Annotated in this window: 18 protein-coding genes and 6 tRNA genes; 11 read left to right on the plus strand and 13 right to left on the minus strand. The window is 61.0% G+C overall.

What is annotated here, in order from left to right; translation table 11 throughout:
• Positions 1 to 2 precede the first annotated feature (2 nt).
• The 7 genes from HWE17_RS11480 (at position 3) to ahpF (ending at position 8,309) form a co-directional block, all read left to right on the plus strand.
• Positions 3 to 1,058: a LacI family DNA-binding transcriptional regulator gene (locus HWE17_RS11480; protein ID WP_035823044.1), complete on the plus strand. Its 1,056-nt coding sequence runs from the start codon at positions 3 to 5 to the stop codon at positions 1,056 to 1,058.
• Positions 1,055 to 1,963, plus strand: coding sequence for a ribokinase (gene rbsK, locus HWE17_RS11485; RefSeq protein WP_176388834.1), 909 nt, complete (start codon positions 1,055 to 1,057; stop codon positions 1,961 to 1,963). Before HWE17_RS11480 ends, rbsK begins: the two co-directional genes overlap by 4 nt.
• Before the next feature lie 4 nt (positions 1,964 to 1,967).
• A complete protein-coding gene (gene rbsD / locus HWE17_RS11490) occupies positions 1,968 to 2,360 on the plus strand; it encodes a D-ribose pyranase (protein ID WP_035823039.1) in 393 nt (130 codons plus the stop codon).
• Between the two features lie 134 nt (positions 2,361 to 2,494).
• Positions 2,495 to 5,296, plus strand: coding sequence for an EAL domain-containing protein (locus HWE17_RS11495; protein ID WP_255206204.1), 2,802 nt, complete (start codon positions 2,495 to 2,497; stop codon positions 5,294 to 5,296).
• 169 nt (positions 5,297 to 5,465) lie between these two features.
• Positions 5,466 to 5,864 carry a DUF3597 domain-containing protein gene (locus tag HWE17_RS11500; RefSeq protein ID WP_035823037.1) on the plus strand — a complete coding sequence of 133 codons (399 nt, stop codon included), beginning with the start codon at positions 5,466 to 5,468 and terminating at the stop codon, positions 5,862 to 5,864.
• 187 nt (positions 5,865 to 6,051) lie between these two features.
• On the plus strand, positions 6,052 to 6,615 hold the full coding sequence (gene ahpC / locus HWE17_RS11505; protein ID WP_034753905.1) for an alkyl hydroperoxide reductase subunit C: 564 nt from the start codon (positions 6,052 to 6,054) through the stop codon (positions 6,613 to 6,615).
• A 98-nt stretch (positions 6,616 to 6,713) separates the two neighbouring features.
• Positions 6,714 to 8,309: an alkyl hydroperoxide reductase subunit F gene (ahpF, locus tag HWE17_RS11510; RefSeq protein WP_176388835.1), complete on the plus strand. Its 1,596-nt coding sequence runs from the start codon at positions 6,714 to 6,716 to the stop codon at positions 8,307 to 8,309.
• A 66-nt stretch (positions 8,310 to 8,375) separates the two neighbouring features.
• Here ahpF and HWE17_RS11515 read toward each other — a convergent pair whose 3' ends face one another.
• The 10 genes from HWE17_RS11515 to HWE17_RS11560 all read right to left on the minus strand — a co-directional run bounded on the left by HWE17_RS11515 (position 8,376) and on the right by HWE17_RS11560 (position 13,992).
• On the minus strand, positions 8,376 to 8,714 hold the full coding sequence (locus HWE17_RS11515; RefSeq protein ID WP_176388836.1) for a CzcE family metal-binding protein: 339 nt from the start codon (positions 8,712 to 8,714) through the stop codon (positions 8,376 to 8,378).
• 135 nt (positions 8,715 to 8,849) lie between these two features.
• On the minus strand, positions 8,850 to 9,476 hold the full coding sequence (locus HWE17_RS11520; protein WP_176388837.1) for an ATP-binding cassette domain-containing protein: 627 nt from the start codon (positions 9,474 to 9,476) through the stop codon (positions 8,850 to 8,852).
• Positions 9,467 to 10,570, minus strand: coding sequence for a hypothetical protein (locus tag HWE17_RS11525; RefSeq protein ID WP_255206205.1), 1,104 nt, complete (start codon positions 10,568 to 10,570; stop codon positions 9,467 to 9,469). Before HWE17_RS11525 ends, HWE17_RS11520 begins: the two co-directional genes overlap by 10 nt.
• 101 nt (positions 10,571 to 10,671) lie before the next feature.
• Positions 10,672 to 10,748 (minus strand) — tRNA-Asp (locus HWE17_RS11530).
• A gap of 57 nt (positions 10,749 to 10,805) precedes the next feature.
• A tRNA-Val gene (locus HWE17_RS11535) sits at positions 10,806 to 10,881 on the minus strand.
• A 216-nt stretch (positions 10,882 to 11,097) separates the two neighbouring features.
• Positions 11,098 to 11,174 (minus strand) — tRNA-Asp (locus HWE17_RS11540).
• Positions 11,175 to 11,231: 57 nt separating this feature from the next.
• A tRNA-Val gene (locus HWE17_RS11545) sits at positions 11,232 to 11,307 on the minus strand.
• A gap of 216 nt (positions 11,308 to 11,523) precedes the next feature.
• Positions 11,524 to 11,600 (minus strand) — tRNA-Asp (locus HWE17_RS11550).
• A 54-nt stretch (positions 11,601 to 11,654) separates the two neighbouring features.
• Positions 11,655 to 11,730 (minus strand) — tRNA-Val (locus HWE17_RS11555).
• Positions 11,731 to 11,829: 99 nt separating this feature from the next.
• Positions 11,830 to 13,992, minus strand: a complete 2,163-nt coding sequence (locus HWE17_RS11560; RefSeq protein WP_255206206.1) for a S9 family peptidase — start codon at positions 13,990 to 13,992, stop codon at positions 11,830 to 11,832.
• 185 nt (positions 13,993 to 14,177) lie between these two features.
• Between HWE17_RS11560 and dinB the strand changes: the two genes are divergently transcribed.
• Positions 14,178 to 15,332 (plus strand): DNA polymerase IV, encoded by a 1,155-nt coding sequence (dinB, locus tag HWE17_RS11565; protein WP_176388850.1) that lies wholly within the window; start codon positions 14,178 to 14,180, stop codon positions 15,330 to 15,332.
• Between the two features lie 118 nt (positions 15,333 to 15,450).
• Positions 15,451 to 16,347, plus strand: coding sequence for a recombination-associated protein RdgC (locus HWE17_RS11570; RefSeq protein WP_035823026.1), 897 nt, complete (start codon positions 15,451 to 15,453; stop codon positions 16,345 to 16,347).
• 135 nt (positions 16,348 to 16,482) lie between these two features.
• Here the strand turns inward: HWE17_RS11570 and HWE17_RS11575 are convergent, their stop codons facing one another.
• Positions 16,483 to 19,128, minus strand: coding sequence for a TonB-dependent receptor (locus tag HWE17_RS11575; protein WP_255206207.1), 2,646 nt, complete (start codon positions 19,126 to 19,128; stop codon positions 16,483 to 16,485).
• Between the two features lie 608 nt (positions 19,129 to 19,736).
• Entirely contained in the window at positions 19,737 to 20,222 is a 486-nt protein-coding gene (locus HWE17_RS11580) for an asparaginase domain-containing protein (protein WP_034781194.1), read from the minus strand.
• A gap of 161 nt (positions 20,223 to 20,383) precedes the next feature.
• On the opposite strand from HWE17_RS11580, the gene HWE17_RS11585 reads away from it, so the two are divergent.
• A complete protein-coding gene (locus HWE17_RS11585; protein WP_035823019.1) occupies positions 20,384 to 21,157 on the plus strand; it encodes a hypothetical protein in 774 nt (257 codons plus the stop codon).
• Here HWE17_RS11585 and HWE17_RS11590 read toward each other — a convergent pair.
• The gene (locus HWE17_RS11590; RefSeq protein WP_035823016.1) at positions 21,145 to 22,158 is read right to left on the minus strand and encodes a D-2-hydroxyacid dehydrogenase family protein; all 1,014 of its coding nucleotides are present in this window, start codon (positions 22,156 to 22,158) and stop codon (positions 21,145 to 21,147) included. The genes HWE17_RS11585 and HWE17_RS11590 overlap by 13 nt on opposite strands.
• A 328-nt stretch (positions 22,159 to 22,486) precedes the next feature.
• Here HWE17_RS11590 and HWE17_RS11595 point away from each other — a divergent pair, with 328 nt between their 5' ends.
• Entirely contained in the window at positions 22,487 to 24,358 is a 1,872-nt protein-coding gene (locus HWE17_RS11595; protein WP_176388839.1) for a phosphoenolpyruvate carboxykinase (GTP), read from the plus strand.
• Positions 24,359 to 24,499 lie beyond the last annotated feature (141 nt).

Raw genomic sequence — 24,499 nt, forward strand, 5'->3', positions numbered from 1 at the left:
CCATGGCAACCATTAAACAAGTGGCGCAGGCGGCGGGGGTGTCGTTTACCACCGTGTCGCACGTCCTCAACAATACCCGCCCCGTCAGCGACGAGGCGCGCCGCGCCGTGCTGGCGGCGGCGGAGGCACTGCATTACGTGCCCAGCGCGCTGGCGCGCTCCTTGCGCAGCCGCAGCACGGGCACCATCGGCCTGATCATTCCGAATAATACGAACCCGTATTTTTCGGAAGTGGCGCGCGGCATCGAGGACAGCTGCTACGCGGCCGGCTACAGCGTCATTTTGTGCAATTCCGATGACGACCCCGTCAAGCAGCGCGACTATTTGAATGTGCTCTTGACCAAGCGCTGCGACGGCCTGATTTTGTCCGCGCTGGCCGACAGCGATGGCGAATTGCTGCGCAAGATGAAGGTGCCGGCCGTGCTGCTCGACCGCGCGCCCAGTGACTTGTCCATCGATGCCGTGGCCGTCGACAACCGCGCCGGCGGCGCGCTGGCCGCACGCCATCTGCTGGGGCTGGGACGCCGGCGCCTCGCCTGCATCGCCGGCCCGCGCGAAGTGAGCATTTCCAATGACCGCATTGCTGGCGTGCGCAGCGCTATGGCGGACGCAGGCGTAGTCCTGGCCGATACGCTGTGCCGCCATAGCGATTTCACGAGCGCGGGCGGCTATGCTGCCGCGCTGGACTTGCTGGCGCTGCCGCCAGGCCAGCGCCCGGACGCCTTGTTCTGCTGCAACGACTTGATGGCCTTTGGCGCCTTGCGCGCCGCCGCCGAGCGCGGCATTGCCGTACCCGGGGAACTGGCCGTCGTCGGCTTCGACGATATCGACCTGGCCAGCTTCGTGCATCCGGCCTTGACCAGCGTGGCGCAAAATACGCGCGAGCTGGGCCACATCACGGCCGCCTGCCTGCTGGCGCGTATCGCCGACCCTGCCTTGCCGCGCCAGCAGCGCAGCATCGCCCCGGAGCTGCACGTGCGCGGCTCCAGTGTCGCCGCAGTGCCTGCTTCTGTACCTACTTCTTTACCTGCAACTGAACTGATGGGAATGACATCATGATCGTGGTTATCGGCAGCATCAATATGGACCTGGTCTTGCGCGTGCCGCGCATGCCCCTCCCCGGCGAAACCCTGACGGGCGGCGCTTTCCGTACGATTCCTGGCGGCAAGGGCGCCAACCAGGCCGTGGCCTGCGCGCGCCTGAGCGGCAAAGTGGCGGGCGCCCAGCAAGTGGCCATGGTCGGCTGCGTGGGCGACGATGCGTTTGGCGCGACCTTGCGCGCGGCGCTGGTGGGCGACGGCATCATCGACAGCCACATCACCACCTTGCCGGGCGTGGCCTCGGGCATCGCCTCGATCCTCGTCGACGACAATGGCCAGAACAGCATCGTCATCGCCGGCGGCGCCAACGATCTGCTCAGCCCCGCGCACATTGACGCGGCAAAAGAGCTGATCGAGCAGGCCGACATCGTCGTGCTGCAGCTGGAAACGCCGATGGCCACCGTCGTGCATGCGATCAAACTGGCCCGTTCGCTGGGCAAGACCGTGGTGCTCAATCCCGCTCCGGCGGCCAGCCTGCCGGCAGGCGTGCTGGAACTGGTCGACTACCTGATTCCGAATGAAATCGAAGCGGCCATGCTGGCCGGCGTCAGCCCGGAAGGCGCGAACGCCAAGGCGCTGGCCGCGGCGCTGCAAAAGCTGGGCAGCGACAACGTCATCATCACCTTGGGCTCCAAGGGTGTGCATGCGGCTCTGTATGGCGGCGATTACACTTTCCCGGCCGAAGTGGTGCAAGCCGTCGACACGACGGCCGCCGGCGACACCTTCATTGGCGGCTTTGTGGCGGGCCTGGCGTCCGGCATGGATGAGGCGGAAGCGATTGGCCAAGGCCAGCGCGCGGCCGCCTGGAGCGTTACCAAGCCCGGCGCGCAAACCTCGATTCCCCACTTGCACGAGCTGTTCTGAACCCATGAAAAAATCACCGCTGCTTAATATTGCACTGTCGCAACTGATCGCTTCGCTGGGCCATGGCGACATGCTCGTCATCGGCGACGCGGGCTTGCCGTCGCAACCGGGCGTGCCCCTGATCGACCTGGCCCTGACGCGCGGCATTCCCGGCTTCATCGATACCGTGAATACCGTGCTGAGCGAAATGCAGGTGGAATACCATTTGCTCGCCAGCGAATTGCCGCAGCATAATCCGGCCATGGCGGCGCAGGTGGCGGCCCTGGCCTTGCCCGATGCGCGCCAGGTGACGCACGAGGAGTTCAAGCAATTGAGCAAGGGCGCGCGCGCCATCGTGCGCACGGGCGAGTGCAGTCCGTACGCCAACATCATTCTGGTGGCCGGCGTCGTGTTCTAGCGCAAACAATGGCGACATTGTTTGCCAAAAACATCAACGCTATTGTCCTCACTGAAATAGTTATCCATTGGCAAAAGGGGCGGCTACAATAGCCTTACCCCTGCCAGCTTGGCAGCTTCCTGTGGTGTTGCGCCATGCCGATGAAAGCCCCCGACGCTTTCCGCTGCTGTTTCTTCCTGCTGCTGTGCCTGGTCACGCCCGCGCGGGCGCTGGAACCCGTCTCCCTGCACCTCAATTTCACGCACCAGTTCCAGTTCGCCGGCTATTACGCAGCCATCGAGCAAGGCTATTACCGCGAGGCGGGGCTGGAGGTCAAACTGGTCGAAGGCGGTGGCGGACAACTCGCCGAGGCAGCCGTGCTGGCGGGGCGGGCCGAGTATGGCGTGGGCAACAGCACCTTGTTGCTCAGCCGCCTGGCGGGCAAGCCCGTGGTGGTGCTGGCCGTCGTGTTCCAGCATTCGCCCAGCGTGCTGCTGATGCGCCAGCAGGGCGGCGCGCCCGACGTGCGCAAACTGGTGGGGGCGCCCGTGATGATCGGTGCGGCCAGCGACGTGGCCCTTGCCTCCGATGAAGTGTCGCTGTTCCTGGCGAAAATGGGCGTCGCGCCGCAGCAGATGCGCCACTTGCCGCCCAGCTACCGGATCGAGGATTTTATCAATGGCAAGGTCGATGCGATTGCCGCGTACTCCACCAATGAACCGGACTACCTGGACCGGGCGGGCTTTCCCTACTACCAATTTACGCCGCGCACGGCCGGCATCGATTTCTACGGCGACAACCTGTTTACCAGCGAGCAGGAACTGCGCCGCCATCCCGAGCGCGTGAAAGCGTTCCGCGCGGCCAGCCTGCGCGGCTGGCAATACGCGATGGCGCACCGCGAGGAAATGGCGCAACTGATCCACGCCAAATACAGCCAGCGCCACGACCGTGCGCACCTGCTGTACGAGGCGCAGCAGATGGAATTGCTGCTGCAGCCCGTGCTGGTGGAGCTCGGCTACATGAATCCCCAGCGCTGGCAGCACATCGCCGACACCTATGCCAGCATGGGGGTGCTGCCGCGCCATGCCACGGACAGCCGCGCCTACAAAGGCTTCCTGTACCGTCCCGTGCCGGGCGCCGACCTGGGCTGGCTGTATCTGTCGCTGGGCCTGGCGGGCAGCCTGCTGGCCGTGTCGGCTGCCTTTCACTTCAACAACCTGGCACGCGAGCGCCACCGTACCGAGGAAACCATCCGCCAGGGGGAATTGCGCTTTCGCACCATGTTCGAGGAAGCGCCCATGGGCATCGCCCTGATCGATACCGTGAGCGGACAGTTTCTCGACATCAATCCACGCTACCTGGCCATCAGCGGGCGCAGCCTGGAACACATGAAACAAACGAGCTGGATGGAGATCAGCCATCCCGATGATGTGGCTGGCGAGCTGGAGCAGGTGGCGCAGTTGCTGGCGCGCAGCTTGCACGGCTTTCGCCACGCCAAGCGCATCGTGCGTCCCGATGGCGGCGTGGTGTGGGTCGACGCGTCGGTGACGGCCATCGCCACGGCGCGCCATGGCGAACCGCACCACCTGTGCATGCTGGAAGACGTGACGGACAAGCGGCAAACGGAAGCGCTGATCTGGCAGCAAGCCAATTTCGATACCCTGACGCAATTGCCGAACCGGCGCATGTTCCACGAACGCTTACGCCAGGCCTTGGCCCAGGGCCGGCGCGATGCGAGCCGCGTGGCCATCCTGTTCATCGACCTCGACCATTTCAAGGAAGTCAACGATACGCTCGGCCACCACCAGGGCGATATCCTGCTGATCGAGGCGGCGCGGCGCATCCGCGTGGGTGTGCGCGAGACGGACACGGTGGCGCGCCTGGGCGGCGATGAATTCACGGTGATCCTGTCCGACCTCGATGATTTGCAGCAAGTCGACCGCATCGCGCGGCAGATACTCGACGGCTTGCTGGCGCCGTTCCTGCTGGGACAGGAGCAGGCCTTTGTTTCCGCCTCGATCGGCATCACCCTGTATCCGGACGACGCGGGCAATATCGAGGACTTGCTCAAGCAGGCGGACCAGGCCATGTATGTGTCGAAAGGGGCGGGGCGCAACCGCTACAGCTACTTTACGCCCGCCATGCAGGTGGCGGCCGTCAACCGCATGCGCCTGGGGGCGGACTTGCGCACGGCCTTGCGCGAGCAGCAGATGCAGCTGTATTACCAGCCCATCGTCGAGCTGCACAGCGGCAAGCTTGCCAAGGCGGAAGCCCTGCTGCGCTGGCAGCATCCGCAGCGGGGCGTGGTATGCCCGCCGGATTTCCTGGCGCTGGCCGAAAGCAGCGGCCTGATCGTGGAGATCGGCGACTGGGTGCTGCACACGGCGGCTGCGCAACTGCTGCGCTGGCGCGCGCAAGGCCAGGCCATCGGCTTGCCGGGGCTGCAACTATGCCTGAACCAGTCGCCGCTGGAATTGCAGCGCGAAGTGGAGGCGCCCGGCACCTGGCTGCGCCAGCTGATGGCGCTCGATGTGCCGGCCTCGGCCATCGTGCTCGACATGCGCGAAGATGTACTTTTACCTAACGGCAATAGCATGGCGCCACGCCTGCAGCACCTGCGCGAAGCGGGCTTGCAGATCGCCCTGGACGACTTTGGCAGCGGCCATGCCTCGCTGACGCAGCTGCAGCAGTGCGGCATCGATTACCTGAAGCTCGATGGCATGCTGGTACGCAAGCTGGCGGACGGCAGCAGCGAGCTGGTGCTGTGCGAAGCCATCGTCACCATGGCGCATAAACTGGGTTTGCAAGTCATCGCCGAAGGGGTGGAGACGCAAGCACAGCGCGCGCTGCTGCTGGAAATCGGCTGCGATTTTGCGCAAGGCGAGCTGTTTGCGCCGCCGCTGTCCATCGAAGCGTTCGATGCGCTGCTGCACGCGCAGCGGCCCTTGCACCCTTGAAACAGGCATCGCCCGCCACCAGATTTCATCCAGGCCTGCGGGACGGGGCTCCCGGCTTGAACGGGCTTATACTCGACGGGCTGGCGCCTGCGCCCGGCTTTGCTGTCACCGGTAGCTAACGGGGTGCGCAGGCAATATTTCTTCCATTCACTCAACTCGAGGTGACCTCATGGGCATTTTCAGCAATATCTACAATAAAATCTTCCACCATTCATCCGACGCCGCACCAGCCGCCACGCCGGCCGCCGCCACGACCGCAGCTGCCGCAGCACCGGCGGCCGCACCTGCCGCGCCAGCGGCTGCCGCGCCCGTGGTGGACGTGGAAGTGGTGCTGGTCGACCTGGCCAGCAAGAACGCGGAAAAACTCAATTGGCGCACGTCCATCGTTGACCTGATGAAACTGCTTCAACTCGACAGCAGCCTGGCGTCGCGCAAGGAACTGGCGCAAGAGCTGCATTTCACGGGTGACACCAACGATTCGGCCAGCATGAATATCTGGTTGCATCGCCAGGTGATGATCAAGCTGGCGGAAAACGGCGGCAAAGTACCGGACGAACTGAAGAACTAAACACCTGGCGGCGGCAGGGGTATCCACTGTCACCGCTATCCAATCGCGTGGGAACTGCCTATCATGGAGTTCCCATGATGTCGTGATAGCTAAAACCAATTGAAACTATTGTGACAATCAATTTTGCATATGGGTTAAAACCCCTTACACTAGAGTCTTACTGATTCACCACACGAGAGGAAATGAAATGTCGCTGATCAATACCCAAGTTAAACCATTCAAGGCAACCGCATACCACAATGGCAAATTCGTCGACTTGACGGAAGCGTCGCTGAAAGGCAAGTGGTCGGTATTCGTCTTCTACCCAGCCGACTTCACCTTCGTTTGCCCAACCGAACTGGAAGATCTGGCCGATCACCACGCTGAATTCCAGAAGCTGGGCGTCGATGTCTACGGCATCTCGACCGATTCGCACTTCGCGCACAAAGCATGGCACGACACCTCGGACGCGATCAAGAAAGTGCAATACGCACTGATCGGCGACCCAACCGGTACCCTGTCGCGCAATTTCGAAGTCATGATCGAAGAAGAAGGCATGGCACTGCGCGGTACCTTCGTCATCAATCCAGACGGCTTCATCAAAGTGCTGGAAGTGCATGACAACGGTATCGGCCGTGACGCATCGGAACTGTTGCGCAAAGTGAAGGCAGCTCAATACGTTGCCGCTCACCCAGGCGAAGTGTGCCCAGCCAAATGGACGGAAGGCGCAGCAACCCTGACCCCATCGCTGGACCTGGTCGGCAAGATCTAAGTCTCGATGCACGACGTAGCAAACAAGTAGTTACCGCGATGCCGGACCGGGCGTCCGGCCCGGCATTCGCCTAAATATTTGTAAAGGAAGAAAAAATCATGTTAGACGCAACCCTCAAAACCCAACTGAAATCCTACCTGGAAAAAGTGGTGTATCCGCTTGAGCTGGTCGCTTCTCTCGATGACAGCGCAAAAGCCCGCGAGATGAAGGAGTTGCTCCAGGAGATAGTCCTGTTGAGCGACAAGATCACGCTGGTCGAGCGCCTTGACGCTGGCGTACGGGCCCCGTCGTTCAGCATCAACCGTACCGGCTCCGACATCGGCGTGCGTTTCGCCGGTGTGCCGCTGGGCCACGAATTTACCTCCCTGGTGCTGGCGCTGCTGCAAGTGGGCGGCCACACCATCAAGTTCGACGAGGCCGTGATCGAGCAGATCCGCAACCTCGACGGCGACTACGAGTTTGAAACGTTTATTTCGCTCTCTTGCCATAACTGCCCGGAAGTGGTGCAGGCCCTGAACGCCATGTCGGTCATCAATCCGCGCATCAAGGTCACCACCATCGATGGCGGCGTGTTCCCGAAAGAAGTGGAAGAGCGGCAAATCATGGCCGTGCCGATGATGTTCCTCAATGGCGAACACTTTGGCCAGGGACGCACGAATGTCGAGGAAATCCTCGCCAAGCTCGACACCAACGCCGGCGCACGCCAGGCCGAAGCGTTGAACAAGAAAGACGTGTTTGACGTGCTGATCGTCGGCGGCGGCCCAGCCGGCGCGGCAGCGGCCATCTACGCGGCCCGCAAAGGCATCAAGACGGGCGTGCTGGCCGAGCGTTTCGGCGGCCAGGTGCTCGACACCCTCGCCATCGAAAACTTTATTTCCGTCAAGGAAACCGATGGTCCGAAGTTCGCCATGGCGCTGGAACAGCACGTCAAGGAATACGAAGTCGACATCATGAACACCCAGCGCGCCGCGAAACTGACGCCGGGCAAGTTGGTGCAGATTGAAACGGCCAATGGCGCCGTGTTGAAAGCCAAGACCGTCATCCTGGCCACCGGCGCCCGCTGGCGCGAAATCAACGTGCCGGGCGAGAAGGAATACCGCAACCACGGTGTCGCCTACTGCCCTCACTGCGATGGTCCTTTGTTCAAGGGCAAGCGCGTGGCCGTGATCGGCGGCGGCAACTCGGGCGTGGAAGCGGCGATCGACCTGGCTGGCCTGGTCAAACACGTGACCCTGATCGAGTTCGGCGCGGAACTGCGTGCCGATGCGGTGCTGCAACGCAAGCTGCACAGCCTGCCTAACGTGACCGTGATCACGTCGGCGCAAACGACCGAAATCCACGGCGACGGCAAGATCGTCAATGGCCTCTCCTACACGGACCGGGTCAGCGGCGAGTCGAAGAAGGTCGAGCTGGAAGGCGTCTTCGTGCAAATCGGCCTGGTGCCGAACACGGAGTGGCTCAAAGGTACTGTAGCGTTGTCGCGCCACGGTGAAATCGAAGTGGACGCCCGCGGCCAGACCTCGATCCCCGGCGTGTTTGCGGCCGGCGACGTCACCACGGTGCCGTACAAGCAGATCATCATCGCCACCGGTGAAGGCGCCAAGGCAGCGCTGTCCGCCTTTGACCACCTGATCCGCTCGGACGACGAGGAAGTGGTTGAAGAGTCGGCAGCGAAAGAAGCATTGACGGCGTAAATCTTTACGCTGAAAAAACCGGAACGGCCGCGAGGCCCTTCCGGTTTTTTTATGCGTAGAAGAAACTTAGCTGCCCGCGTACAGGGGATTGGCGGCCACATACACCCGGATGCCATCGACGGCCATGTCCTTCGGCGCGATGTCGCTCAGGGCGAAGACGGTCTTGTTGTTGAAAGTTTGCACGTGCCATGTAAAACGCTGGCCGGCGCGCGCGATGGTGACGGTTTCGCCGCGCGTGACGTTGATGTGGCGCGTGTCGGGCTGCAACTCGATGCCGCGCTGGGCGGCGGCGTGCGGGGCCCTGCTGCCATAGTCGGCGGCCGTGCCCGTGGGGCCGGCAGCGATGGCGGAGGTGGCAAAGGCGGCGCACAGGATGGCCAGGGCGCGGCGGTGGGTGTTCAACATGCTGATCTCCAAGAATAGGCTGGACGCGGTGAATAACCGCGCCGTTTTATGGTGGTGGCTGCACCGGGATCGCCGGTTTTTGCAACACGGCATCGTAAGCTGTCCTTGGCCGATCTGCAAAGCTGTATTTCCTGTCTATATTTCCACCGTCGCCGCCAGCGGCACGTCCGGCGCCAGATGGCTGGTCAGCACGATGCACTGGCGCGCCAGGCGGGACGGGTCGGACAGGCGCTGGCGCAGGTACGCCATGGCGGATGCATCGAGGCCGTTGAACGGTTCATCGATCAGCAGCAGGCGCACGGGCAAGGCCAGTGCCAGCGCCAGTTGCAGCTTTTTGTGCTGGCCCAGGGACAGGGCGTTGATGCTTTGCTGCAGGGTGGACGTCAGGGCAAACGCGCTCAACTCGTCGTTCAGCAGGGCCTGGTCGCAGCCCGGATACAGGGCCAGGTGCAGGTCCAGAAACTCGTGCACTTGCAGCCAGGGCAGGGCGGGTAGGTCGCCGCCGCAATAGAAGGCTTGCGCGCGGTAGGCCAGCGGCATGCAGCCACTGTCGATAGCGTCCAGGCGGATGGTGCCGCGCGCGGGCAGCAGGGCGCCGCCCGCCAGCTTCAGCAAGGTCGTCTTGCCGGCCCCGTTCGCGCCGCGCAGCCAGCTGATGCCGGGACCGCATTGCAGATTGAATCCCTGGAAGACGCTGTGCGTGGGGAAGTGAAAATCAAGGTGCTCGATGTGCAGCACGGGAGAAGGCAGCTTCAATTCCATAATTCGCTTCCGATGGCGCTCAAGGCAAGGATGGAGAAAACGACGAGGGCGACGCGTCCGCGTGCCGTCAGGCGGGGCAGGCCGACGATGGCCAGCAGGGCCGCGCAGGCCGTGATGGCGTAGACGCTGGTCACGCGCTGCTGCAAGGTTGCCGGATCGATGACGTACAGCAAGACGCCGGCGCCCAGCAGCACGGTCAACGCCGGCAGCAGGCTGGCCGCGCAGGCCAGGCGGATGAGGTTGCCGCTGGCCAGGGGCCAGGCGTTGAGCACGGGACGCAGCACGGCGATCTGCTCGCGCAAGGCCTTGTCGCCCCGGTCCGTCACGATGACCAGGCTGGCGCTGGCCAGCAAACCGAGCAGCGGCGCGGGCACGAGCGGTGCGCGCAGCAGCCAGGCCAGCATGCTGGCGCCAGCCGCGGCCAGCAGCACGCTTTGCTGCAGGCCGGTCACATTTTCGTTGCGCCAGAACGGCAGCCAGAACAGCTGGCGCCACAGGAATATGCTGCGCCAGCGGTGGCGTTGCGGCACGTATGCCGTCATCGTTGACGGGCGCGCCGCTTGGGCGGGGCGTGGCGCGCGCAGGCGCTGCGCCACGATCAGCGTCGTCAACAGCCAGGTCAGCAGCCAGACGGCGATGGTGGCGGCAATGCCGGGCGCGACGACCGGACGCAACCAGGGTGGCGACTGCGCCAGCCAGATGCTGGTCGAGACGGCATAGGCCAAGCCCAGCGGCAGCATCAGCAGGCTGGCCACGGCGATATCGGCTTGCCAGCGCAGGTGCGGCGGCAAGGGCAGCTGGCGCAGCCAGGCGGCGGTATTGGCCGGCAACAATCGCTTGCGCAGCAGCCAGGTGGGCATGCACGTCAGCAGCACTTGCGCACCCAGCAGGCCCAGGGCGGCGGGCCAGGGTAAGGTCATGGCGAGAAAACCGGGCAGGGCGATGACGCTGAGCAGGCCCAGCAAGACGGGAGCGGCCAGGAAAAAGAAGATCTCCATGGAACTCGTCAGGCTGGCGGCAAATTGCAGCAAAGCATGATGGGCCAGGCGCAAGCGCAGGGCAAGATAGGGGGAAAAGCTGCGGGGCAGGCGCATCAGGCAGGAGTGGAGTCAGGGTAGCGCTGATTCTAGAGCATTTGCGGCCCCACAATGGGAAAAGCCCTTCGGTTCTGGGAACCAAAGGGCTTTTCTTTTATTGGCGGAGCGGACGGGACTCGAACCCGCGACCCCCGACGTGACAGGCCGGTATTCTAACCAACTGAACTACCACTCCAAGCTCGTATGATCTGTGTTGCTGATCCATGAAGCACTGGATAATTTTCTGTATTGGTGGTGGGTGCTGAGAGGCTCGAACTCCCGACCTACGCCTTGTAAGGGCGCCGCTCTACCAACTGAGCTAAGCACCCGCATACCCAGAAAACTATCCCGACGTTTGTCACCACGTCTGGAAGAGGCACTATTATAGGGGGCGCTTTCCCCGTTGTGCAACTATTCTTATGGGATAAAAGCATTTTTTTGCTGAAAAACGCAAAAATGTTCAGGCGAGGGGGGATTGGCGTGTTTTTGGCTTCTGAAATGGGAAAAGCCCTTCGGTTCAGAGAACCAAAGGGCTTTTCTTTTATTGGCGGAGCGGACGGGACTCGAACCCGCGACCCCCGACGTGACAGGCCGGTATTCTAACCAACTGAACTACCACTCCAAGCTCGTATGATCTGTGTTGCTGATCCATGAAGCACTGGATAATTTTCTGTATTGGTGGTGGGTGCTGAGAGGCTCGAACTCCCGACCTACGCCTTGTAAGGGCGCCGCTCTACCAACTGAGCTAAGCACCCGCATACCCAGAAAACTATCCCGACGTTTGTCACCACGTCTGGAAGAGGCACTATTATAGGGGGCGCTTTCCCCGTTGTGCAACTATTCTTATGGGATAAAAGCATTTTTTTGCTGAAAAACGCAAAAATGTTCAGGCGAGGGGGGATTGGCGTGTTTTTGGCTTCTGAAATGGGAAAAGCCCTTCGGTTCAGAGAACCAAAGGGCTTTTCTTTTATTGGCGGAGCGGACGGGACTCGAACCCGCGACCCCCGACGTGACAGGCCGGTATTCTAACCAACTGAACTACCACTCCAAGCTCGTATGATCTGTGTTGCTGATCCATGAAGCACTGGACAGTTTTCTGATTTGGTGGGTGCTGAGAGGCTCGAACTCCCGACCTACGCCTTGTAAGGGCGCCGCTCTACCAACTGAGCTAAGCACCCGTTGCTTGTCTCAGAAAACCATCCCGACGTTTGTCACCACGTCTGGAAGAGGCGCTATTATAGGACGGCTAAAATCCTTCTGCAAGCGCTTTTTTCACATTATTCCGTGATATTCCACTGCGACAGCATCCACGCCATATTGAATGCGTTTTCGGCAATCGCGTTATAGCGGCCCGAGGCACCGCCGTGGCCGGCACCCATATTCGTTTTCAACAGCAGGGGATTGCCGTCCGTTTTATACGCGCGCAGCTTGGCCACGTATTTTGCCGGCTCCCAGTACATGACCTGGCTGTCGTTCAGGCCCGTCGTCACCAGCATGGCGGGATAATTCTTGCGCGCAATGTTGTCGTACGGCGAGTAGCTGAGCATGTAGTCGTAGGCAGCTTTCTGGTTCGGGTCGCCCCATTCCAGGTATTCTCCCGTGGTCAGGGGCAGGCTGGCGTCCATCATGGTGTTCATCACGTCGACGAACGGCACGGCCGCGTGCACGGCGTGGAACAGGTCGGGGCGCATGTTGACGACGGCGCCCATCAGCAAGCCGCCCGCGCTGCCACCCTGGATGATGAGGCGGTTCGGGCTGGTCCATTTTTCGCGCACCAGATAGTCGGCGCTGTCGATGAAGTCATTGAAGGTGTTTTTCTTCTTCATCAGCATGCCGTCTTCATGCCACGCTTCACCCATGTCGGTGCCGCCGCGGATATGCGCCTGCGCATAGATGACGCCCCGCTCCAGCAGGCTGATGCGGCTGATGGAAAAACTGGCTTCCGTCGAGATGCCATACGAGCCATACGAGTACAGCAGCAGCGGCGCGGAACCGTCGAGTTTCACGCCTTTCTTGTAGACGATCCACAGCGGCACTTGCACGCCATCGCGCGCCTTGACCCACAAGCGCTGCGTCGTGTAGCGGCTGCCGTCAAAGCCGCCGACGATTTCCTGCTGCTTGAGCACCGTGCGCTTGCCATCTTGCATGCTGACGTCGATGACGGTGGGCGGCGTGACGGGAGACTGGTAAGACATGCGAAATTGTGTGGCGGAAAACTCCGGCGTGCCGGCCGCCGTGGCCAGGTAGACGGGGTCGTCGAACTGCACCGTTTTCCAATTCTTTTGCGCAAAATCAAGGATGCGGGCGCGGTTCAGGGCGCGCGCCTTTTCCATCACCACCAGGTAGCCCTGGAAGACGTCGATGGACTGGATCACGGCATCCTTGTTGTGCGGCACGACGCTCTTCCAGTTCTTCGGCTGCGGGGCAGCCACCGGCGCGCTGACGACACGGAAATTCTTCGCCTCCTTGTTGGTCAGAATATACAGCTGGCCGTCGCGGTGCTCGATGCCATAGCGGTGGCCTTTTTCACGTTTCAACACGGACTGGAAGCTGCCTTGCGGCTTGCTCGTTGGCAACAGCAGCACTTCGCTGGTATCCGTGCTGCCCGAGGTGAGCACGAAGAATTGCTTGTCGCGCGTGCGACCCACGTTGATGGCGAACTGTTCCACCGGCTCGTGGTAGACCTGTTGCGGCGCACCGCCCAGGGCCAGGCGGAACAATCGATCCGAGCGCTTGGTGGTGGCGTCTTCCTGCGCCAGCATCAGGGTGGCGTTGTCCGCCGCCCACGCCAGCGATGTCACGCGCGGCATGCTGTCGCCCAGCAGTTTGCCCGTTTTCAGATCCTTGACATGCAACTCGTACTGGCGGAAACCCGTCGTGTCGGTGGTGTAGGCCAGCAACTGTTCATTCGGGCTGACGCTGAAGGCGCGCACGGCAAAGAATTTGTGGCCTTCGGCCAATTGATTCTGGTCCAGCAGGATTTCTTCAGCCGCCTGCGCATCGTAGGCGCCACTGGCGCCGACGGGGCGGCGGCAGTGAATCGGGTATTGCTTGCCCGCTTCCACGCGCGTGTAATAGTAGAAATTGCCCTGGCGCGCGGGCACGGACAAGTCCACTTCCTGCATGCGGCCTTTGATCTCGGCGTAGACCTTGTCGGCCAGCGGCTGGATCGGGGCGGTCACGGCCGCCGTGTAGGCGTTTTCCGCATTCAGATAGTCGATCACGGCAGGATCGGTTTTCTTTTGCAGCCAGCGGTAGTCGTCCGTGACGACCGTGCCGTGGCGCGTTTCCTGCCAGGCCGTTTTGGCGGCGACAGGTGCGCTGGCGGCTATGGTGGTGGTGTCGGCCAGCGCGGATGGCGCCAGGGTGGACAGCAGCAGGGCCGGCACGATGGATGAGCAGACGGCCAGTCGGCGTAAGACGTGAGGTACTGTGGACAAGGCAACTCCCTAGGTTTCGTTGTTGTGCAGCGATTCTATTCTTGCTAAATAGAAAAGCCAATCATGATTTCAATCAATACCGTCCCGGTGCTTGCATCCACTGGCATTTGCAGCGATACTGTATATAATTACAGTATCCGACAGCATCCCGCCGCGAGGTGTCCTTGACCGCATCTGCCCCTACATTGCCTGAAGCCCGCCGCTGGATAGCCCACCTGGACATGGACGCCTTCTTCGCCTCCGTGGAACTGTTGAAATATCCGGAATTGCGCGGCGAAGCCGTCGTCATCGGTGGCGGGCGCTTGCAGCAGCCCGTGCTGCAGGAAGATGGCACGCGGCAGTTTGCGCGCATGCGCGACTACGTGGGGCGCGGCGTCGTCACCACCTCGACCTACGCGGCGCGCGCCTTTGGCGTGTTTTCCGCCATGGGCATCATGAAGGCGGCGAAACTGGCGCCCGACAGCATCCTGCTGCCGGCCGATTTCGAGGCTTACCGCGAATATTCGGCCCGCTTCAAGCAGGCCGTGGCCCAGTTGTGCCCCATCATCCAGAACGTGGGCATCGATGAAATCTATGTCGATCTGACCGAATACGGTGAGCAGGCGCCGGCCATGGCGGCGCGCCTGAAGGCGGCCGTGTCCGAGGCGACGGGCCTGTCGTGCTCGATCGGCCTGGCGCCGAACAAATTGCTGGCCAAAATCTGTTCCGACCTGGAAAAGCCGGACGGGCTGACCATTTTGTCGCCCGAGGATATCGCCACGCGCGTGTGGCCCTTGCCGGCGAAAAAGATCAATGGCATCGGCCCGAAGGCGACGGCCAAGCTGGAAGCCTTGGGCATTGTCACCATCGGCGAGCTGGCGCAGGCCGACATGGCCATGCTGCGCACGCAGTTTGGCGACCTGTACACGGGCTGGCTGCGCCAGGCGGCGCTGGGCATCGATGATAGGCCCGTGCAGACGAGCCGGGAAACCAAGTCCGTCAGCCGCGAAACGACGTTCGAGCGCGACTTGCAGGTGGTGCGCGACCGCGCCACCCTGTCGGAAAAGCTGGAAAGCCTGTGCACGCGCGTGGCTGGCGACCTGGACAAACAATCGCTGGCGGGGCGCACGGTGGGCATCAAGCTGCGCTTCGAGGATTTCAGCACCGTCACGCGCGACATCACCTTGCCCAGCGCCACGGCGGACGCCGCCGCCATCCTGCGCGCCAGCCGCGATTGTTTGCGGCGCGTGCCATTTGAAAAGAAAATCCGCCTGCTGGGCGTGCGCATCTCGACCTTGTCCGATCCGGCCATCGTGACGCGGCAGGCGCCGGCCCAGGCGGAGCTGTTTCCCGCCCTGTAGCGGCATTCCCCACGCATCAACTACACCGCGCCAGTCCGCGCTTTTGACGGCATTCCCGTGTCGAAAGTGTAGAATGGCGTTCCCCTGGCACTACTGAAACAAACGGAAGACAAAAACTATGTGGTTCAAGAATCTTCAGATTTACCGCCTGCCCGCACCATGGGCCTATACGCCAGAACAACTGGAAGAGGCCTTGTCCTCGAACAAATTTACGCCGGCGACCAGCATGGATCTGATGCGCCAGGGCTGGGATACGCCACGCCCGAACGGCGGCCTGGTCCATGTGGTCAACAAGCAGATGCTGATCCTGCTGGGCACGGAAAAGAAACTCTTGCCAGCGACCGTCATCAACCAGGTGGCCAAGGCCCGCGCTGCCGAGATGGAAGAAGCGCAAGGCTTTGCACCCGGTAAAAAAGCCATGAAGGAATTGAAGGAGCGCGTGGCCGACGAGTTGCTGCCGCGCGCCTTCAGCATCCGCAGCAACGTCTGGACGTGGATCGATCCCGTCAATGGCTGGCTGGTGGTCGATGCCGCCAGCCCGGCAAAAGCCGATGAAGTCATCAAGCTGCTGTTGAAAGCCGTCGACAAACTGCCGCTGGAAAGCCTGCGCGTGCAGCGCTCGCCCGTGGCGGTGATGACGGAATGGCTGCAAGCGGACGATGCGCCGGCCGGCTTCACGGTCGACATGGACACGGAATTGCGCGCCACGGGCGAAAGCAAGGCCACCGTGCGCTACGTGCGCCACACCCTGGAAGCGGACGACGTGCGCCGCCACATCGCGGCCGGCAAGCAGTGCACGCGCCTGGCCATGACGTGGAACGACAAGATCTCGTTCGTGCTGACGGAGTCCCTGGCTATCAAGAGCGTCAAGCCGCTGGACGTGATCAAGGAAACGGAATCGAGCACGAAGAACGACGAAGAGCGTTTCGACGGCGACGTGATGCTGATGACGGGCGAGCTCGCCAAGCTGATGGCCGACGTGGTCGAAGCCCTTGGCGGTGAAGCGACTGCATAAGCGCAGTCATGCCGGTACGAAAAAGGAGCTGCGGCTCCTTTTTTTTCGCCTATGCAATGTGTTGCTGCATAAAAAAAGCGCCTTGCACGGTGGGGTGCAAGGCGCTTTTCAGACAAGCTAATTCACAACGTCAAATTAGAACTTGTAGTTGCCGGTGATGTAGAACGAACGCATCATTGGATCGGCGTAGCGTGGGTCGAAACCAACCTGGTGGCCCGACGAAGAGCGCAGCGACAGCGGCGGTGCACGGTCGAACAGGTTTTTGATGCCTGCGCGGATCGTGGTTTGCTTGTCAAAGGCGAAACGCGCTTGCCAGTCGAACGTCGTGTATGACGGAACTTGCAGGCGGAAATCCTTCACTTCTTTTTTGGTGGCCACGTCGTACACGGTAGCTGTCGCATCGGTGTAACCGTTACGGTAGTTGACGGTCACCGTGTTGCTCAGGCGGCCCGTATCCAGGGTCGTCGTCAGCTTCATCAGGTTGCGGAACGTGACTTCGTTGGTGTCGCCGAAGAAGTCCATGTTGCTGGTGTAGATATTGTCGCTACCAGCTTTGGTGTAGTTCGCGTGCAACATGTGCGTACCGCTCAGTTGGGCGGTCAGCTTGCCGAAGTCAAACTTGTGGTTGGCCGACAGATCCCAGTCGATACCACGGTATTCCTTCTTGCCGATGTTGACCGACAGTTTCTTGAAGGCGTAGTAGGGATTGCCGGTCGACGGTTCGATATATTGCGTGAAGCTCGTCGCGTACTTGACTGGATCGGCAAATGCCTGCGCTTCGGTGATTTCCGATACGGCATTGCGCAGTTTCACGTCCCACAGGTCGGCGCCGAACGAGAAGGCCGCGCTAGGCTCGACACGGAAGCCCAGGGTGAACTGTTTCGATTTTTCCGATTGCAGTTCAGGATTGCCTTCCGACATGGCGTTGTATTGCGTTGCTTCCGCGCGACACAGTGCCGTACCTGGGTAAGGGCAATCAAATTTCTTGGCAGTAAAGCCTGCAGTGACCAATGGCTGTGCCAGGTCCAGCATGCTTGGCGCCTTGAAGCCCGTGCCGTAGGAGCCGCGGATCAGCACGGTTTGTACCGGCTGCCAGCGTGCCGATACCTTGTAGGTATTGGCGCTGTCTTTTTTACCGACAGTTTTGCTGTTCCGCTTGTCATCGATCGCCTTGACAGCATCGTAACGGCCGCCAACGGTCATTTCGAAGGACTTGGTCAGCGGTGCCAGCAACTCGACGAACGCGCCGTAGGTATCGCGGCTCAAGTCGTAGGCAGGCGAGGTGTTGAAGTTGTAGATATCCTTCGACGTGCCGTTGCTGTCTGGCGACTGCTCGTAGCGGTAGGTGCGGTAATCGCCACCGATACCCAGGCTGGCCTTGCCGCCTGGCAGGTCGAACAGTTCACGCGAACCGTGCGTGTCGACGCCGCGCATGGTGGTCGATGCGGTACGGATCGAACCGATGAACTGCGCGCCAGCGATTTGCGACTGCACGGATGGCTTTTGCGTTGTTGCAAACGGATTGAAATCCGGATTGGCGAGGATGTCCTTGAAGCCTTGATTTGTCGCGTAACCGCCCGTGTAGCGCTCGTCGATCGAGTTTTGCGACCAGGTCAGGCCGCTTTCGAAGTTCCAGGCGCCCAGTTCACCTTCCACGCCCACCACCATGTGCTTGGTTTCGGTGATGGTGTTGCTGGCGCGCAGGCCGAAGTCCGTCGTACGGTAGTTGGCGGTGACCGACTTGACGTCGGCACGTTGCGCTGGCGTCAGGTAGGGCGACACATAGGTGTTGTACAGCGCGCTGTCCTTGGCGATCGAAATCGGAATCGGATTGGCGGCGATACGCGCGGTCAGGTCGAAGCGCGAGTAGGCGACTTCGGCGAACGCGTTTAGGTTGTCGTTCAGCTTGTACGTGCCTTTGGTAAACAGGCTGTCGCGTTTCGATTGCGGCACGATTTCCACGGTGGAACCGGTGTCGAAACCGCAAGCGCGTGCATTGCTGGTGGTGAGGTCGAAACCTGTAGGGCATTCGCCGGTCATCTCCAGGTAAGGCGTGAATGCGGTCGAGACACTGTCTTTTGTCTTGTAGGCAACGGTGGCGCCTGCTGGTGCAGCCGAGGTGCTGGTGCGGTCCCAGATGTAGTTCTTGCCGCCGCGGGCGAATTTCAGGTACGAGCTATCGGCGAACGTACGGTCGGTAGCGCGCAGTTTCGACTGCTCGTCGTGGCGGTACGAGACCAGCACGTTGAAGCGGTCTTCGTCCAGGTCGCCGAAACCATAGGTGACGCTGGTATTCCAGGTGTTGCCGCCCTTGTCTTCCGGAGCGCTGTAAGTGGCTTCCAGGGTGGCGCCTTGCTGGTTTTTCTTCAGGATGAAGTTGACTACGCCGGCGATGGCGTCCGAGCCGTACAGGGCCGAAGCGCCGTCGGTCAGCACTTCGACGCGCTCAACGGCGCTCATCGGGATGGCGTTCAGGTTGACCGTGGTGCCGGAACCTTGTGGCGCGATGCGGCGGCCGTTCAACAGCACCAGGGTATAGGTCTCGCCGATACCGTGCAGCGATGCGCTGGTATTGCCGCCCGAATTCGAACCAGCGGCGACTGCGCCGATGGTGAAGCCTTGCATGGCTGGCAGAGCTTGGATCAGGTCGGCTACCGAAGTGGCACCCGATTTGGCGATCGCTTCTTGCGACAGACGCTGCACAGGCAAGGCGCCTTCGACAGCGATACGCTTGATGCTCGAACCGGTAATTTCAACTTTTTGAATTGCTTCGTCCGCCATGGATTGGCCAGAGAACAAGACGCTACCTGCCAGAACGGTCAGGGCCAGGCGTACGCTGCGTACGCCAATTTTTTCTTTAAATGCCATTGTAACAATTACTCCGTAGTAGTTTTAATAACGACAAGCAGTACACGAGCACGTATAAGCCATCGGATAGATGACCAGCGGTGCTCGTGTACGGTAGGCGGAACCACGTCGGTAGGAGGTGGAAGACTACTTAGCGCAATATTGTTATAAATGCACTTTTGACTTGTCGAGGCGAACATTATGTCGTCTCAGCAAGAAAAAATGCATATCAACCGTGTCGGATTTGGCAATAAATTACGGATACAGAAGAATATTTAAGTTAATTGTTAAATCGCAGTTTTATATTTAATAATATCGGTGTTTTTAAAAATGATGAATGGCGTTTTTTTACAACATAAAATTATTGTATTGGCAATTCGATGTTTTGCCTGCAATAATTCGACGAAATCTGTCGCATTGCAGAATTTTTGAAAGGCAAAAAAACGTAAAAAAAACCCGTTGAAAACGGGCTGGTCGAATTGTGACAACGTGCCAGTCAGACCGTGTGCCAGTCTGCCTGCCGCGTCCTGTCCGGCATCGGCTTACAAAGGCTGGAATACGCCGGCGGCGCGGTTCTTTTGCACATTGTCCCAGGCGAAGATCTGGCCATTCATGGCCACGTACACGCCGGCTGGCAAGGTTTGCGCCACGCCGCAGGCAAAGCCGAGGTTGAACAGGGCGTCGGAGTTGTCGATTTCGTAGGGAATCATGGCGCCCGTCAATATCACCGTTTGCTGCAGGTTCGCCGCGCCCAGCACTTGCGCCGTTTCGCGCATGGTGTCGGTGCCGTGGATGATGACGATGGCTTTCTCCTGCGCCGCGCGGCACGAGGCCAGCACGCGCTGACGGTCCGCATCTTGCATGTCGAGTGAATCGAGCAGGGGCAATTGCTCCAGCGCCACGGGCGCCGTCATGCGCGCGCGGGCAATCGCTGCCGGCAAATGACTGTCGGAAAAGCCCAGGGTACCGTTCAATTCGTTGTAGTGTTTGTCGAAAGTGCCGCCAGTGGCGAGTATGCGCAAAGTCATGATGTGGTCACGATGTCAGTGGAGAATGACGCGCATGATAGCGTGGATTGTGTGCCTTGCGTGAATGGCGGACCGCGGCGGGCCGTTGCGGATCGCATCTGGAAAATTTGGCCATCTGTGAGTACACTGGTTTCTTTGTTTGCCTGCCACCCCGACTCCGTATGAAAGCGCTCGCTCCCGGCACCGTCATTTTTCACCGCCACCGCGGTTACGGGGTGATCACGTCCGTCAATTTGCTGACGGGCTGGATCGCCGCCCGTTTCGGCAGCGAAGCGCGCACCCTGGACCTGAACCTGTCGACCGACGACGTGCAGTTTGCCGATGGCGAAGCGATCCTGTTTAGGCGCGCGCCACCGGACCGCATGCCGCACGCGCGCCTGATGGCCATGGTGCGCGAGCTGCACCAGGCCGGCTATCAAAAACTGTATCTGTATTCGTGGCCGAAACCGTCGGGCCTGCACTGGCGCTGGCATTTGTTTACGGGGCCGCGCGACTGGATGCAGCGGCCCTGGCGCGAAGGCTGGTACGGTTCGGGCGCCGATTACAACGTCAACCCCGTGATGGGCTGGGGCGATACGCCCGGCGCCACCACTGGCGAGCTGATCGACGCCCTGGCCCGTTTCGACCCGCAAGGCCTGGCGCAGGCGCTGGGACGCGACGACGACCATAGCGCGTGGTTTGGCCGTGTCTGCGACGCCTTATTACCCAATTACATGTACAGCCTGGACATGCAGCGCACGCCAGGCGAACCCTTGCCCGACATGCCGCCCGTGCCGGTCGTGGCCGTGCGCGCCGGCGTGGCGCCGTACCGTGGGCCGGACATCGCCTGGCCGCCCGGCTGGGCCGGCCTGTGGCGCGGCCGCCACGTGCTGCCCGCGCCCGCCATCCGCATCACGGGCGAGCCGGACTTGCTGAAGGGCTTTCAGCGTTCCTGAAGGGCTTGCCGCGCATGCTGCAATGCTTCGGGATTGAGCAGGCGCGTGCATTGACCCTGCGTAAAATCAACGATGTTTTGCAAGGCGTAGCGGAAATACAGCTCATAGCTGTCACGCTCGACGTAGCCCAGGTGGGGCGTGGCCAGCACGTTCGGCAGCAGCAGCAATGGCGAGCCTGGCGGCAGCGGCTCGTCCGTAAACACGTCCAGCGCGGCGGCGCCCGGGCGCCCCTGCGGCAACGCCGCTTCCAGCGCGCCATCGGCGACCAGCTCGGCGCGGCTGGTGTTGACGAACAGGGAAGTGGGCTTCATGCGCGCCAGGTCCTCGCTTGTTACCAGCCCGCGCGTGGCGTCGGATAGGCGCAGGTGCAAGGTCAATACGTCTGCCTGTTCAAAGAAGGCCTCGCGCGATGTTGCCGCCGTATCGCCGGCCGCCACGGCCGCCGCGCGGCTCGCTTCGCTGCCCCACACGAGGATGGTCATGCCGAAAGCGCGGCCATAGCCGGCGATCAATTGACCGATCTTGCCGTAGCCCCAGATCGCCAGAGTGCGCCCCTTCAATACCGTGCCAAGCGTGTTGCGCTGAGGTTCCAGCGACGACGTCTGCCACAGCCCTTCCTGTAAATGTTGCGCGTAGGGCACGATCTTGCGCTGCGCCGCCATGATCAGCGCCCACGTCAGTTCGGCCGGCGCCGTGGGTGAACCGATGCCTTCCGCGATGGCGATGCCCAGCTCGGTGGCGGCCGGCACATCGATGTGTCCGCTGACCTTGCCCGTTTGCGAAATCAGTTTCAGGTTCGGTAACTTCGACAGCAAGGCCCGGTTGAAACTGCTGCGTTCGCGGATCAGCACCAGGGCGTCGAACGGCGCCAGGCGTATCGCCAGCTGGCCCAGGCCCCGTGCCGTATTGCTGAACACTTTGACCTCGTGGCCATCGAGCAACTGGAAGCAATCGAGGCCGCGCACGGCATCCTGGTAATCATCAAGTATGGCAATTTTCATGGTGGATGGCCGATTTTAGTGAGGATTTGGTAGGGAAATAACAGGATACGGAAAATGCTGAATAGCCTACTACATTAGTCAAGCTATTCTCCTACATTTTTGCGAGAATAGCTGTTACGCGGGTGTACAATCGCCGGCACTTTTGAAGCTTCCTGATTATAGTTATAGCGCAAACTGTTCCTGCAGCCTGGGTGCATGATCCAGGTACACGACACCAGAGCCCTGCCCGCGTGAACACACCGCCCGCAGTGAGCCGCAGCCACTTCTCAACGATGCTGCCTGTCTTGCCGGAACGACCAGAATTTCTTTTATTGGTATTGGAGGTAATATGAATCAGCCCGTCATGGGTGGCGTCGCCGCACTCAACGTCCCAGCTTATATTAAACAACAGAAACTGATCAACTGGGTGGCCGACATTGCCGCGCTGACCAAGCCAGAGCGTATTTACTGGTGCGATGGCTCGCAAGAAGAGTACGAGCGCCTGTGCGCTGAAATGGTTGCCAACGGCACCATGAAAAAACTGAATGCCGAGAAGCGCCCGAATTCCTACCTGGCCTGCTCCGATCCGAGCGACGTGGCCCGCGTCGAAGACCGCACGTATATCTGCTCGGCAACGAAAGAAGCGGCTGGCCCGACGAACAACTGGACCGAACCTGGCGAAATGCGCCACACCTTGAACGGCCTGTTCGACGGCTGCATGCGTGGCCGCACCATGTACGTCGTGCCATTCTCGATGGGCCCGCTGGGCTCGCCGATCGCGCACATCGGCGTGGAACTGTCCGATTCGCCGTATGTCGCCGTCAACATGAAGATCATGACCCGCATGGGCCGTGCCGTGTACGACGTGCTGGGCACGGATGGCGAGTTCGTGCCGTGCGTGCACAGCGTGGGCGCACCGCTGGCCGCTGGCCAGGCCGACGTGAAATGGCCGTGCAACAGCACCAAGTACATCGTGCATTTCCCAGAGACACGCGAAATCTGGTCCTTCGGTTCCGGCTACGGCGGCAACGCCTTGCTGGGCAAGAAATGTTTCGCCCTGCGCATCGCCTCGAACATGGGCTACCAGGAAGCGCAAGCATCGGACAACAATCCGGGCTGGCTGGCCGAACACATGCTGATCCTCGGCGTGGAATCGCCGGAAGGCAAGAAGCATTATGTGGCGGCGGCGTTCCCGTCGGCTTGCGGCAAGACCAACTTCGCCATGCTGATCCCGCCTGCAAGTTTTAACGGCTGGAAAGTGACCACCATCGGCGACGATATCGCCTGGATCAAGCCGGGTGCCGATGGCCGTTTGTACGCCATCAACCCGGAAGCCGGTTATTTTGGCGTGGCGCCGGGCACCAACGAAAAAACCAATTACAACTGCATGGCCTCGATGCGCGACAACACGATCTTCACCAACGTGGCGCTGACGGACGATGGCGACGTGTGGTGGGAAGGTTTGACGAAAGAAGCGCCTAGCCATTTGATCGACTGGCAAGGCAAGGACTGGACGCCAGCGTCCGGCACCAAGGCGGCGCATCCGAACGCGCGCTTCACGGTGGCGGCAACGCAAAACCCCGTGATCGACGCCGCCTGGGACGATCCGGCCGGTGTGCCGATCTCGGCCTTCATCTTCGGCGGCCGCCGCTCCACCACCGTGCCGCTGGTGACCGAAGCGCGCAACTGGGTCGAAGGCGTCTACATGGCCGCCACCATGGGCTCGGAAACGACGGCCGCGGCCGTGGGCCAGATGGGCGTCGTGCGCCGCGATCCATTTGCCATGTTGCCGTTTATCGGCTATAACATGAGCGATTACTTCCAGCACTGGCTGGACATGGGCGTCAAGGTGGGCAAGGTCAACCCGGCCGCCCTGCCGAAGATCTACTGCGTCAACTGGTTCCGTACGGACGAGGCTGGCAAATTCGTCTGGCCTGGCTTCGGCGACAATATGCGCGTGCTCAAGTGGATGCTCGAGCGTATCGAAGGCAAGGCGGGCGGCGTGGAAAATCTGTTCGGCACGACGCCGCAGTATGGCGATCTGAACTGGGATGGCTTGCCATTCACGCAGCAACAGTTCGACACCATCACGTCGATCGACAAGGCCGCGTGGGTGGAAGAGTTGAAATTGCATACGGAGTTGTTTGAAAAACTCGCGTATCATCTGCCGCAAGAATTGGCAGATCACAAGGCTGCGCTGGAAAAGCGGCTGAGTGCATAACTAAGTTAGCGTAAAGCGGCATCTGACAAGCGTAGTAGCTTGTCAGGTGTTGAGAGTTGTAGTGGGGGAGAAACACGCTGGCAAAGACTGGCGTGCGATAAATGACACGCCGGCAATGACTGGGGTGCTATCAAAAAGAGA

The organism is Janthinobacterium sp. BJB401, assembly GCF_013372745.1.
Lineage (GTDB): Bacteria > Pseudomonadota > Gammaproteobacteria > Burkholderiales > Burkholderiaceae_D > Janthinobacterium > Janthinobacterium rivuli.

Excerpts from the sequence above, each read along its gene's own strand:
- HWE17_RS11480 (WP_035823044.1), top strand. The coding sequence starts at position 3 with ATGGCAACCATTAAACAAGTGGCGCAGGCGGCGGGGGTGTCGTTTACC.
- rbsK (WP_176388834.1), top strand. The coding sequence starts at position 1,055 with ATGATCGTGGTTATCGGCAGCATCAATATGGACCTGGTCTTGCGCGTG.
- rbsD (WP_035823039.1), top strand. The coding sequence starts at position 1,968 with ATGAAAAAATCACCGCTGCTTAATATTGCACTGTCGCAACTGATCGCT.
- HWE17_RS11495 (WP_255206204.1), top strand. The coding sequence starts at position 2,495 with ATGCCGATGAAAGCCCCCGACGCTTTCCGCTGCTGTTTCTTCCTGCTG.
- HWE17_RS11500 (WP_035823037.1), top strand. The coding sequence starts at position 5,466 with ATGGGCATTTTCAGCAATATCTACAATAAAATCTTCCACCATTCATCC.
- ahpC (WP_034753905.1), top strand. The coding sequence starts at position 6,052 with ATGTCGCTGATCAATACCCAAGTTAAACCATTCAAGGCAACCGCATAC.
- ahpF (WP_176388835.1), top strand. The coding sequence starts at position 6,714 with ATGTTAGACGCAACCCTCAAAACCCAACTGAAATCCTACCTGGAAAAA.
- HWE17_RS11515 (WP_176388836.1), bottom strand. The coding sequence starts at position 8,714 with ATGTTGAACACCCACCGCCGCGCCCTGGCCATCCTGTGCGCCGCCTTT.
- HWE17_RS11520 (WP_176388837.1), bottom strand. The coding sequence starts at position 9,476 with ATGGAATTGAAGCTGCCTTCTCCCGTGCTGCACATCGAGCACCTTGAT.
- HWE17_RS11525 (WP_255206205.1), bottom strand. The coding sequence starts at position 10,570 with ATGCGCCTGCCCCGCAGCTTTTCCCCCTATCTTGCCCTGCGCTTGCGC.
- HWE17_RS11570 (WP_035823026.1), top strand. The coding sequence starts at position 15,451 with ATGTGGTTCAAGAATCTTCAGATTTACCGCCTGCCCGCACCATGGGCC.
- HWE17_RS11575 (WP_255206207.1), bottom strand. The coding sequence starts at position 19,128 with ATGGCGGACGAAGCAATTCAAAAAGTTGAAATTACCGGTTCGAGCATC.
- HWE17_RS11580 (WP_034781194.1), bottom strand. The coding sequence starts at position 20,222 with ATGACTTTGCGCATACTCGCCACTGGCGGCACTTTCGACAAACACTAC.
- HWE17_RS11585 (WP_035823019.1), top strand. The coding sequence starts at position 20,384 with ATGAAAGCGCTCGCTCCCGGCACCGTCATTTTTCACCGCCACCGCGGT.
- HWE17_RS11590 (WP_035823016.1), bottom strand. The coding sequence starts at position 22,158 with ATGAAAATTGCCATACTTGATGATTACCAGGATGCCGTGCGCGGCCTC.
- HWE17_RS11595 (WP_176388839.1), top strand. The coding sequence starts at position 22,487 with ATGAATCAGCCCGTCATGGGTGGCGTCGCCGCACTCAACGTCCCAGCT.